Raw genomic sequence first — 12,314 nt, 5'->3', positions numbered from 1 at the left:
AAAGACAACCGCTTTAATAAGGGGAAACCATAAGTGTTAACATCAATAACAAGCTGAGTGTTTCAACTTCAGCCCCGAGGGACACTTCAGCTCCTTCTCCGTCGCCTTTAAGCGAAGACAACAGAACCCTGATCATGGAGCCCCTGGCCCAGTTTGAGTCGAAAAACTTGTCATAAACAGATGCCACCAGCCTGGCAGAGACTTTTCCCAGGCGGTATTTCCCCGGGAAAATAGCTGGCACAACTGATGAGCGATGTCGGTTTTAACGCCCGGGAGGTGGGCAAGTTGGCGGGTGTAGAGCTGCGGGGGCCCCGGAAGAATCACAGCTTAATATTAAAGTGTAAGCGCGGCCATAACACACCAAGTTGGCCTCAAGCCCGGAGTTTATGTAAAGGCTCCCGGTGTTCGCTTTATTCGTTAATCAAACGATAACCCACGCCATATACCGACTGGATCAACTCCTGATCCGGACTGATATCGGTGAGTTTTTTACGTAACTTTTTAATATGGCTGTCGATGGTACGGTCGCTGACAATGCGGTCATCATTATACATGCTGCGCATCAGCTGCTCCCGGGAAAATATCCGTCCCGGCTCGCGGCTAAGCGGTTTCAACAACTGGAACTCAACCGCGGTTAGCGCTAAGGTCTGGCCGTTGTAGCTGGCCTGATAACGCTCATCATCAAGCTCAAGTTGCTTGCTCGGCGCTTCTACCGTCTGAGTCCTGCGCAGCACGGCCTTGACCCTGGCCACCACTTCCCTGGGACTAAAAGGTTTGCAGATATAGTCGTCGGCCCCCAGCTCCAGCCCGAGCAGGCGATCGATTTCTTCAACCCTTGCCGTGACCATCAGGATAGGCACATTGGAAAACTGGCGAATTTCTTTGCAGATTTGCATACCGTCTTTCCCCGGCAGCATCACATCTAAAACAATGGCATCCACTTGATGCGCCTTGACCCAGGGAATAACCTCATTGCCGTCATGCAGACAATGGGGCTGAAATTGTGACTGGCTAAAATAATCCGCCAATAACTGGGCGAGTTTGATCTGGTCTTCAACAATTAAAATACTATTTTGTTGCATATTTTTCAGAAAAATTTAAATAATCGGCAGGCTAATAGTAACGTTAAGTCCCCCTAAGGTCGAATGATTCGCACAAATTTCCCCTTGATGGGCGGCAACAATATGGGAACAGATAGATAAGCCCAGGCCTGTGCCCCCGGTTTGGCTGTTGCGGGAATCATCGGTGCGGTATAAATGCTCAAATAAATGCGCCAGGTGTTTGTCATCCACCCCGGGACCGTCATCTTCAATAAATAACCAGGCCGTTTTTTGCTTTTGCTCTAAGGTAATGCGCACCTGAGTGCCGCTGGAAGCATATTTGATACAGTTATTCACCAGGTTATCCAGCAGCTGGCAAAACCGGGTTTGATCGGCATGTATCCATACCGCTTGCACCGGCACAACAAGCTTAAACGCCAGGCCGACATCCGCCAGGTAGCCCTGATATTTCACCTGCTCATTAGCCAGCAATTCGCTCAAATCCAGTTTTTGTTTACGGTAGGTCATACCGCCGATATCGGCGCTGGTCAGCTGATGTAAATCTTCAATAAGCCGCTGCAGGTGCATAACTTCCTGATTGGCGGATGCGATCCCTTCCGGGCTCAGCGCCCTGATGCCGTCTATCATAGCTTCCAGTTCTCCCCTCAGGATCGCCACCGGGGTGCGCAATTCATGGGAGATATTGGCTAACCAGCGCTTTCTGGCGCTTTCATTTTGCTCTAAGGTGGTGGCCAGTTCATTAAAGTCACGGCTGAGCAGGCCAAATTCATCCCGGCGTTTCAAATCCAGACTTTGCCGGTAATCCCCCTGGGTCAGCTTATGCATGCCCGAGGTTAACTGCCGGATGGGTAACACCAGATGCCTTGCCAGCGGCAAAGTCACCAGGATCACCAACAACATCACCAGCAGAGCAATAAACCACAAATAATCCTGCTGTTGCTCAAGGAAGTCCAGTTCATAACCCCGGGTCAGTTCATTACGTTTTGATACCGCCAAATAACCTACGGTTTCTCCCGCCAGCGGGATCTCGGTATAGACATATTCCCGGTTTTGCGGATAATCACCCACCACATACTTTTTATCCCGATCCAGCACGGCATAACTGACCCGGTATTCAGGCGGCCCAGGCGGGAGCCTGTTACTTTGGGGTGAAGGGCGAAAACCTTGCTGCTCAGGCGGTCGGGGCCTGAAGTTATCTCCTTGGGGAGGAGGTGGAAATTCTCCCCTCCTTGGCATAGGTCTGTTTTCTCCCGGCCTTTGTTCACCCGGTCTCGGGGGGCGGCCGTCGCGCCGCGGCGGTGGCATAAACCTGTCTCGGGGCTCTCCCGCTTGCGCTTGTGGTGGTCTGCGAAACGAAGGCGCCTGATTGATATCAGGCCTGCTGCCGGTCAGAGTATCATTTCTGATACGATTTTCAGCCCTGCTCGAACGGCTTTTTCTGCTCCCCGGCGGCGCAAAGTCACTGCCGGCCAGATGGGTACTGAGCATTTGTTGCAACCTGACATGCTGGTCCGCCATGCTTTGCCAGCTGCCCTGGCTCCTGTATATCTGAGATAACTCAATCACTAACGGTTGTAATGTTTCTATTTCCCGGGTATTGACATAATCCACCATGCCCTTACCTATACTCCATTGCACCAGAGTGACCAGAGTGGTTACCAATACCAGGCTAAAGATAAAAAGCGTTAAAAAAAGTTTATTGTGAATTCTCATATTTACACTAAGTGTCGACACCGCGGTCAGTTTTCTTACTAGGGCCCAAGATAAAGCACCCGGTAGTTTTTTGATAGCTTTTAACAGCATTTTCTTAAGGCTTAGCCATTTTCAGCGATGAAAACGCCGGGAAACACAGGTTTGCATAAAACACTTAGACTATTTTTTCAACAATGACAGTTTGTTAGTAATATAAAGCAGTGGCAAGGCACAATAAAGCCGGCAGTAAAACTTCCTTATTTCTTGCACATTTAGCCACCGATGAAAAGGCAGCACCTCACAACGCTCGGTGATAGGTGAATAAGTGGACGGCAGGCGAGCAAGCATTTACCCTAAGCGGCAACAACAAACCGGACAGTGATTAACCCATGCACTTTTATCGTCAATTGAAATTAAGCAAAGAACACACCTTATTACGCCCTTGCGCTTTCGCCTGATAGAGGGCTTTGTCAGCCACGGCAACCACTTTTTTCAGCTCGATATCCAGCTCGCTATAGGTCACGCCAAAGCTGGCGGTCACCGATATCTGCTGGTCACCGTGATCTATTTTTTGCGCTGCCAGCAATACCCGCACTCTTTCTGCTACCGCCTGGGCCAGGGACAGGTTTGCCCCGGGCAAAAGTAAAATAAATTCTTCACCGCCCCAGCGCCCGACAATATCAAGCTCGCGCACGCTATGCTTTAATAAATCGGACACCTGCTTGATAACCTGATCGCCGGCATTATGGCCAAAGCTGTCATTGATGTTTTTAAAATGATCTATATCTATCATGATCACACTCAAGGCATCACCGGCGTCAATGATTTTTGCATAGCTTTGCTCTATCAGGGTACGGTTTGCCAGCCCGGTCAGGGCATCCCGGTGTAAGGTGTGTTGAAAGTGGTGGGCAAAATAACGGATCAGGAAATGACCGCAAATAAACAGCAACACTATCAGGGCGAAAATAATCGCAACATTAATAACGAAGCTGCGGGTGATATCTGCTTTTCTCGATTTTAACGGCGACAGTAAATACAGTTTCCAGTCCAGTAGATCGATATAAATTTCAGAAAGCAGAAACTCTTCTTTTTCAATATGAATCACACTGCTGTTCAGGCTTTCTCCCCGCACAGCCCTGTCTTCAACCTGTGGATACCAGGACAGCTCTTGCATATGCACCAGACGGGTCGCGCTGGCGTGTAAGTTTTCATCAGAGGATAATAAGATCTGATTTTTGTTATTAACAAACATCAGATCATAGCCAAAAACCAGCTTATGCTCGGTAAACTTCTGCCAGAACTGACGCAGGCTTTTGCCTATGCCGACAAAGCCGAGAAACTCGCCGTTGTCATTAAAAACTTTTAAATCCAGGTATAAGTGAACATCTTCTTTTTGCCCTAATTCGGCAAAGAAGTTCTCCTGGGCTGTTCTTAAGTTAAAATACCACTCCACCTTACCCGGGGTTAATGCAAAGGAGCTGCCGTCAGAGTTGTACTGGCGCAGGGTATTTTCGCTGGCGGCAAAAAAAGACAGGCCTAAATTCTTTTCAAGCCCGCCGAGAAAGTCTGTCATAGCCCCTTGATCTATCTCCTTGGCATTCATCAGTTTTTTAAGGGTCCTGGAATGGGCCAGGGTCTGGGAAACATGCAGGGGATACATCAACTCGTCGTTGATCAAAGAAAAAACCGGTGCAACCGACTGATGATGGATGCGGCTCTGCTCCACCACGATATGGCTGATAGCCAGATAAAAACCATAGCTGAGGGCGATCACAACCAGGGTGAATAACAGGAACATACTGCGCTGAAAGGATTTAATAAGACGCATCACGGCTCCACTTCAAGTTCTGTCGGTATGCTTTCGGCTCTATAGCGCCGTAACAGCGAAAAGCGTTTACTTGTGCCTTCATGTGTACAATTCGCCCTCGTTAATCGATAAGTGCATGAGTTCGGCGCCGACGGAGTGCCCCTATTTCGCATCCAGGTTCAGTGTATATATTCTAAAGTAAATTGATAGACTTATAAGAAAAATGTTTAATAAAAAACCGTATTCTCCCGGTAATAAACGCTTTTATGCATAAGTGCTTGCCTAGTAAGGTTATAGTGACTTACCATCTAGACAAAGCAACCAAGGAGGTAAAAGTGGCTTTATCACTCGCAATCAACTCGGTACTCAAAGCCGATCACTATTCATCACTCAAGGTTGGCCAGGAATATCACTTTGAAAAAACAGACTGTGATATTTTTTTTGCCAATACACCGCTATGGTTAGCCCGCAATGACTGGACCGCACAGGCGGAAATCAGCATCGTCTGCCAAACCCGGGCCGGTAATAACTTAACCGGCAAATTCCGTGTCGATTATATCTATCAAGACAACGAACAAGCAGCAGTTACCGCCTTGTTTATCCGGATGTTCGCCGGCATCAGTGAAGATTATATTTACCTGTTATCATCTAAGGCAGAATACCAGCAAGCCCAGCAAAGCGGTGAACTGGTGCGGGATTCATTAACCGAAGAAGGTTTTATCCATGCATCTCCCAAACATCAGTTAACCCGCATTGCCAATAAATATTACACAAAAACCATAGAGCCGCTGGTCATGGTGGTGGATAAGTTCAGGGTAACAAATGAAGTAAAATGGGAACCTGCCACCGGCGGCTTATACCCTCATATCTATGGTCCGTTAAATATGGATGCGGTCGTTCGCACTGTGCCTATCGCCTTAAACACCAACGGCAACTTCGAAATCAAAAACATTTAATTCCCTTTCACAAAAACAGAGGCGTAAATATTATCCCCGTTTATCGCCTCTTTAGCCTTGCTTAAACGCCATGACTGCAGCTCGTTAGCTTACCCCTTAAGCAAGGCCCTGCCAGCAACTTTACACCGGCAGGCCTGCGTGTATTTCTTAAAGTAAATGATCAGCCTAAAGCGATATTGCCATGCAATTTTGTTAATGATGATTAATACTTACGCTAAGTGAACTTCATTAACGCTACGATTTATTTTCACAAAAGGATCCGGTTATGGCTGAAATCGAGCCTGAAGATAAACAGTTGATTTCTTTTTTAAAGAGCGCACTTAACGCCAGCCCTGATCTTATTTTTGCCAAAGACATCCGGTTACACTACCAGGCGGTCAACGAGGCCTTTGCCAAATTCATCAAGCTTCCCTGCACACAGATCCTCGGCTTTAAGGATGAAGAACTTTTTGCCAAGGCGGATATGCCGACCTGGCTCGGCACCAGCGATCATCAGGTATTACAAACCCTTAATCCCGTCAGGCGTGAGCAATGGGTAAAACAGGGCCATGAAACAATATTGCTCGATATCCTCAAATCCCCTATTTATAACGACCAGGGGAAAGTTATAGGTCTGCTGGGGATCTGCCGCAATATTACCGACCATGAAAAAGCTCAGCAATCCCTTCAGGCCGAAAAAGAAAAAGCCGAGCAGGCAACCGCAGCCAAGTCTGAATTTCTCGCCCGTATGAGCCACGAAATTCGCACCCCGATGAACGCGGTACTGGGACTAACCCGGCTCACCATGAACACTGAGCTTAACCCTGAGCAACTCGATTATATGGAAAAGCTGTTAAGCTCGGGGGAAGGCCTGCTTAATTTAATTGATGATATCCTGGATTTTTCCAAGATTGAAGCCGGCAAACTGACCCTGGAACATACCACTTTCAGCCTGGAAAAACTGATCCGCCAGAGCATCAATTTAACCGCCATCAATGCCCATCTTAAAGGCATAGAGCTGATCACGGATATTGCCAGTGATATTCCCGAGAAATTAATCGGAGATCCTTTACGCTTACAGCAGATCCTGGTTAACCTGCTCAACAATGCGGTAAAATTTACCGACATCGGCACCGTCTGCCTGAAAGTACGCGTTAAAGGAAAAACCGATCAACATCTGGTACTACACTGCACAGTCATCGATACCGGCATAGGTATCAGCCAGGAACAGCAAAAAAACTTATTCGACTGTTTTACCCAGGCAGATGACTCCATGACCCGCAAACATGGCGGCACCGGGCTTGGCCTGGCGATATCAAAACAGTTAACCGAACTGATGTCCGGCAATATCTGGCTTAACAGCAAGCCGGGTCAGGGCTCCCAGTTCCATTTCACCGTCCGGCTCGGGCAAACGAAAGAACAGGCCAACCAGCAGCCGATCGAGAAGCAGCAGGTGGCAAACCTCAAAGTCTTGGTAGTCGACGATACCAGAATCGCGAGAATGGTACTGTTAGCCATGCTCAGTTCATTGGGGATTAGTGCAGATCAAGTGGATAATGCCATGGATGCCATAGCGAAAATCAAGCAGGCGCGAACTGAAAAAAGCCCTTATGATCTGATATTGATGGACTGGCGCATGCCGGACATGGACGGGCTTGAGGCTTCCCGGGAAATTTACCGGCTGCATGACTCGGCAGCACCGCCAATTTTAATGGTATCGGCATTTGACAAAGATGAAGCAAAAAACAATGCCTTAAAAAGCGGCACCTGCATTCATCAATTTATCGAAAAACCCGTGAGCCAGTCGACCCTGGTAGATGCCATTTCCACGATTTTGACCACCCCAACCCCACAAACCCTGGCCAAGGATTTGATAAATCGCAAAATAAAAGCAGAAATACCCGGCCTGCCCCCTCAAGCCAGCGCAATAACCGAGAGAAAAAAAGCGACCGTGCCCGACTTTTCCGGCTTTGATATCCTAATTGTCGATGATAACGAGTTAAATTGCCGGGTAGCCCAGGGGTTTCTCAAAGACAGCCGGGTCAATATAGACCTGGCCGAGAATGGCCTGATTGCTATTGAAAAAATACAGCAACGCCACTACGACCTGATCCTGATGGATATCCAGATGCCGCAAATGGACGGCCTGAGTGCCACCAGCCATATACGTAAAATATTAAAACTCGAACATTTACCTGTGATTGCCATGACCGCACATGCCATGGAAGCGGATATTATCCGTAGTCGCGAAGCCGGCATGACCGCCCACCTGACGAAACCCATTACCCCGGAAGTTTTATACCAGACCCTGCTCAGCCATTTACCTGAGCGCCCCCTGACCAGGGAAAGACCGGAGCAGAAGGTTAAGTAACGGCATTAGTACTGGCAGAAAAAGCCGCTAAGCTTTATTATCTTTAGCCTTTTAACAAAGCATTTTGCCAATCACTACTGGAATAAAATAAAGCAATGAAAAGGGTATGTATCATCACCGGCGGCAGTTCAGGTATTGGCCTGAGCATAGTAAAGAAGTTTTTAACCCAGGGTTACCGGGTCTTTAATCTGGATTTAACCCCTTCAAGCGAAGGCGAATTTCGCCGGTGTGATATTACCCGGGTGCAGGAAGTTAACCGCATCATCGCAGAGATTGCCCGGGAGCATGCCATAGATGTGTTAGTGTCCAATGCCGGTATCCATTACTCCGCCACTATCGAAGACACCCCGGAAGAAGATTTGGACAAGGTTTTTAATATCAATGTCAAAGGTGCCTATGCCGCAATCAAGGCCGTGCTGCCCAATATGAAAGCCAACAAGGGCGGTGCCATTATCCTGATCTCTTCCGATCAGGCGCTGATCGCCAAACAAAATTCTTTTGCCTATAACTTAAGCAAAGCTTCCCTGGCCTCTATCGCCAAAACCACCGCCCTGGATTACGCCCGTTATAATATCCGCGCCAATGCCGTTTGCCCCGGCACCATAGAAACCCCTTTGTACCATAAGGCGATCGATAACTACTGCCGGCGCTCCGGTGCAGATAAAAGCCAGGTGCACAAAGAAGAAGCGGAACTGCAACCTTTAGGACGGCTTGGCCAACCGGAAGAAGTGGCTGAACTGGTATTGTTTCTTGCCTCAGACAAAGCCGGCTTTATCACCGGCAGTCTGCAGGTGATAGACGGCGGCTATACCACGCAATAAAGCTGTTATAAAATAAGAAATTTAACCATAAGACAAACAAGCCTTAGCCTATGCCATTTGAAAATATCATAGATCCCCACCTGCACCTGTTCGATTTAAAGCAGGGAGAGTATGCCTGGTTAGCAGCAGAGAATCCCCCTTTCTGGCAAGATAAGGGCAAGATCAACCAAAACTTCACCGAGTCCGATTTAACCCCGGCTCCTCTGAGCCTGGCGGGTTTTGTCCATATTGAAGCGGGATTTGACAATGCCCGCCCCTGGCGAGAAATAGCCTGCCTGGAGCAAAGCTGCCGTTTGCCCTTTAAAAGCGTCGCTTTTATCGACCTTGAGCTTGAGCCGGTGGTATTTGAACAGCAGCTGCAGCAACTGCTCGCTTACCCCTCGGTGACAGGTTGTCGCCATATTCTCGATCAACAGGCAATAGCATTACTTGAACAGCCCAAGGTGCAGGCTAATTTGGGACGCTTAGCCGATGCCGGATTAAGTTTTGACCTGCAGATGCCACTGTCAAACGCTAAAGCCGTCACTATGCTGGCCAAAATACTCGGGCAAGTGCCAAAATTAAAAGTCATCATCAACCACGCCGGCTGGCCTCCCTACCTTGAGAGGTTAACGGCGGAAGCAGATAAGCAGGCAACTGACTGGCAAACCTGGTTATCTGGCCTGAAACGTTTAAGTGCTTTTGACTCAGTGGCCATAAAATGCTCCGGTTGGGAAATAGCCGAGCGCCAATATCAGCTATCCTGGGCGGGAGCCGTGATAACCGAATGCCTCCAAGCCTTTGGCCAGCAGCGGGTGATGCTCGCCAGTAATTTCCCATTATGTTTATTTAGCACCACTTATAGTGGTTTGTGGCAAGATTACCTTAAACTTGCCTACAACGAACAGCAGCTTAAGCAACTGCTTTATGATAATGCCGCCACCTGGTACGGTTTTGCCTAAAGGTCAAAGCTAAAAAGGCAAACTGATCCTGACCACGGCACCGTTTTCACCGTTTTGTGGGATCAGTTCACCGCCGTGCAAGCGGATGATTTGCGCGCATAACGCCAATCCTATGCCTGAGCCGCCGGATTTGGTGGTATAAAAAGGCGTCAGCACATTGTCCAGATTGGCAAACCCCGGGCCGTTATCTTTGACGGTTAAAAACTGCTGGTTATTTTCATGGTAGAGACTGATATCTATTACCGGGTCCTCATCACTTTGTTGGCTTTTGGCTTCAACGGCATTTTTCAACAGATTAATCAACAGCTGGCTCAATTGCCCGGCATCGCCATAACATAAGGCTTCACCGAGATAATTGACCTGGACCTGCTCCTCCAGCATACCCCGGGCTTCATCTAATATGCTAGTAAAGTCAAACCAGCTGCAGTTTACCGGCGGCAACTGGTTTAACCTGGCATATTGCTGGATAAAACCAAGTAAACGCTGGCTGCGCTGTAAAATACGCTCAAGCACCATACGCACCTGGGGAGGCGAAAACTGCTCGCTGCTTAATAAGGTATCCGCCATCGAAGCCATAGGTGTCAGTGAGTTTCTTAATTCATGGCTCAGGACCCGGACAATATTTTTCTGGCTGGTGATCTCCGCCTGGTTAAGGCTGTCACTGATATTAAGTGCAGAAAACAACCAGTAACTTTGCCCCTGCTGGTGATATTCTATGGTATTAACTTCCCAACCGGCGGCAAAGGCGGGATGGCCGATGCCGTCTTGCTGCCAGCAAAATCCCATTTCCTCACCCGGTCTTCCCTGCAGCACCGGCTGCTGGATCAAGGTATTGGCGGCATTATTACTATAAAGCAAGGTTTTCTTATCATTAAACAGGCAAACCGGTAAATGCCAGCTATCCATGATCTGGCTCACCAGCTGCTCAACCGTGACCAGCTGCTGTTGCTCACGGCTTTTCACCTCGGCTAAACTTTCAATTTCGCTGAGTAATTCGCTAAAAAGCTCGTTTTTCCCCGCCGCCAGTAATTGCTGGCGATGCTCGCCTTCTTTGAGCATCTGGGTATAACTGGTTAGCTGCATCAGCGGCAGGCTCCAGAAGCGCCATACCCGCCAGCTAAACCAGATCAAGGGATAGAGCACAATAAACAGTAAGGTAAAGACACCGAGGTGGCTCCAGTTAAGGCTGTAAAGCAGCGCCGTTAACAGGGAGAGAATAACAGCACAAACCAGTACCAGGGCTGAAATAACTTTAGACTCACGCGTCATAGACAATGCCAAATTTTTCCAGGCGGCGGTACATGGCATTACGGGAAAGTCCCAGCAGCGGCGCGGCTTTGGCGACATGGCCGTTAGTGGCGGCCAGGGCTTTGCGGATCAGTTGCTGCTCCAGCTCTTCCAGCGGCTGCAAGGGCACATCAAGATCCGTGCTTTTACTGGCGGACAGGCTTAACTGGCACGAAGTTATTTCGCTGTTATCCGGGGCCAGCAATACCGCCCGTTCCATCACATGGCTTAATTCACGGACATTACCGGACCAGGTGTGCCGTTTTAACGTCTCCAGGGCGCATTCACCCAGCGCCAGGCCCTTTTTATGGTAGCGGGCACTGAAATGGTCAATAAAGTGAGCAACCAGGGGAGCAATATCGGCAATACGCTCCCTTAACGGCGGCAAGGTCAGTACCAGGGTATTTAAACGAAACAATAAATCCTGACGAAAGGCTTTATCCGCCACTTGCTGCTCTAAATCGGCATTGGTGGCGCTGATCAGGCGGACATCGGCAGTCTGGGTTTTACTGGACCCTAACACTTCATAATGGCCGCTTTCCAGCACCCTTAATAATTTCGGCTGCAGGGTCAGCGGCAAGGTGCCGATTTCATCGAGAAACAAGGTGCCCTGTCCGGCTAACTCAAAGCGCCCGACCCGGCTTTGTTTGGCATCGGTAAAAGCGCCTTTTTGATGGCCGAATAACTCACTTTCAAACAAGTTGTCCGGGATCGCCGCCATGTTTACGGCAATAAAAGCGTGGCTGCTGCGGTGTGAGAGCTGATGTATCCGCTTTGCCAGCTGGGATTTGCCGGTGCCGTTTTCCCCCAAGATCAGGATATTGGCATCGGTTTTTGCCACTTGCTCCACCAGGGCATCCAGGGCCTTCATCGGCCCGGACTCACTGATCCACACTTGTTTTTCACCGCCGTCGCCGCTGAGCAATTGCTCAAAGCCGCTGTTTTTTTGTTTTAACTTTTGCAGCTGTAATTGCTGCTCAATACTTTGCAATAAGCGGTGTTTATCCCAGGGTTTTTCGATAAAGTCCCCTGCCCCTTGCTTCAACCCTGCTACCGCCAGCTCGATACTGCCCCAGGCGGTCATCAGGATCACCGGCAACTGCTGTTGCTGTAAAAAAGCCAGCTGTTCCAGCCCTTCGGCGCCACTGGTGGTATCCCGGCTGAAGTTCATATCCAGCAGCACCAGATCCGGGTTATCCTGATTGACCCTGACGGCGATTTCCTTAGGCGACGCCGCCTCTGTCGTCTGATAACCGTGGGCGTTCAGCAATAACGCCAATGACAGGCGAATATCCTCGTCATCATCGGCAATCAGTATTCTGGCAGCAGTTGCAGGTTTTTCCATTTTCTATGCTCTTTTATCTCTAATAAATCAACAATAACAAACAAGCAAAACCCC

Annotated in this window: 10 protein-coding genes; 4 read left to right on the top strand and 6 right to left on the bottom strand. The window is 48.9% G+C overall.

Features of this window, described 5'->3' with window-relative positions:
• Positions 1-13: 13 nt before the first annotated feature.
• The 4 genes from SG35_RS07085 to SG35_RS07070 all read right to left on the bottom strand — a co-directional run bounded on the left by SG35_RS07085 (position 14) and on the right by SG35_RS07070 (position 4,581).
• Positions 14-241: a hypothetical protein gene (locus SG35_RS07085; protein WP_152646819.1), complete on the bottom strand. Its 228-nt coding sequence runs from the start codon at positions 239-241 to the stop codon at positions 14-16.
• 169 nt (positions 242-410) lie between these two features.
• On the bottom strand, positions 411-1,082 hold the full coding sequence (locus SG35_RS07080; protein WP_044835798.1) for a response regulator: 672 nt from the start codon (positions 1,080-1,082) through the stop codon (positions 411-413).
• 15 nt (positions 1,083-1,097) lie between these two features.
• Positions 1,098-2,774, bottom strand: coding sequence for an ATP-binding protein (locus SG35_RS07075; protein ID WP_044835839.1), 1,677 nt, complete (start codon positions 2,772-2,774; stop codon positions 1,098-1,100).
• A gap of 382 nt (positions 2,775-3,156) precedes the next feature.
• The gene (locus tag SG35_RS07070; RefSeq protein WP_053043424.1) at positions 3,157-4,581 is read right to left on the bottom strand and encodes a sensor domain-containing diguanylate cyclase; all 1,425 of its coding nucleotides are present in this window, start codon (positions 4,579-4,581) and stop codon (positions 3,157-3,159) included.
• 314 nt (positions 4,582-4,895) lie between these two features.
• Between SG35_RS07070 and SG35_RS07065 the strand changes: the two genes are divergently transcribed.
• From SG35_RS07065 to SG35_RS07050, 4 genes are all read left to right on the top strand, one after another.
• Positions 4,896-5,516, top strand: a complete 621-nt coding sequence (locus SG35_RS07065) for a DUF952 domain-containing protein (protein WP_044835799.1) — start codon at positions 4,896-4,898, stop codon at positions 5,514-5,516.
• A 265-nt stretch (positions 5,517-5,781) separates the two neighbouring features.
• Positions 5,782-7,866 (top strand): PAS domain-containing hybrid sensor histidine kinase/response regulator, encoded by a 2,085-nt coding sequence (locus tag SG35_RS07060; protein WP_053043425.1) that lies wholly within the window; start codon positions 5,782-5,784, stop codon positions 7,864-7,866.
• A gap of 95 nt (positions 7,867-7,961) precedes the next feature.
• Complete coding sequence (locus SG35_RS07055; RefSeq protein ID WP_044835800.1) at positions 7,962-8,687, top strand: SDR family NAD(P)-dependent oxidoreductase; 726 nt, start codon at positions 7,962-7,964, stop codon at positions 8,685-8,687.
• A gap of 50 nt (positions 8,688-8,737) precedes the next feature.
• Entirely contained in the window at positions 8,738-9,628 is an 891-nt protein-coding gene (locus tag SG35_RS07050; RefSeq protein ID WP_044835801.1) for an amidohydrolase family protein, read from the top strand.
• A gap of 9 nt (positions 9,629-9,637) precedes the next feature.
• On the opposite strand, the gene SG35_RS07045 is transcribed toward SG35_RS07050, so the two are convergent.
• Together SG35_RS07045 and SG35_RS07040 are read right to left on the bottom strand one after the other, a co-directional pair.
• Positions 9,638-10,897, bottom strand: coding sequence for a sensor histidine kinase (locus tag SG35_RS07045; RefSeq protein WP_044835802.1), 1,260 nt, complete (start codon positions 10,895-10,897; stop codon positions 9,638-9,640).
• Positions 10,887-12,260, bottom strand: coding sequence for a sigma-54-dependent transcriptional regulator (locus tag SG35_RS07040; RefSeq protein ID WP_044835803.1), 1,374 nt, complete (start codon positions 12,258-12,260; stop codon positions 10,887-10,889). Before SG35_RS07040 ends, SG35_RS07045 begins: the two co-directional genes overlap by 11 nt.
• Between the last annotated feature and the right edge of the window lie 54 nt (positions 12,261-12,314).

The organism is Thalassomonas actiniarum (assembly GCF_000948975.2).
Lineage (GTDB): Bacteria > Pseudomonadota > Gammaproteobacteria > Enterobacterales > Alteromonadaceae > Thalassomonas > Thalassomonas actiniarum.
Note: the sequence above shows the minus strand (reverse complement) of the source record. Positions and strands in the feature narration are given on the sequence as shown.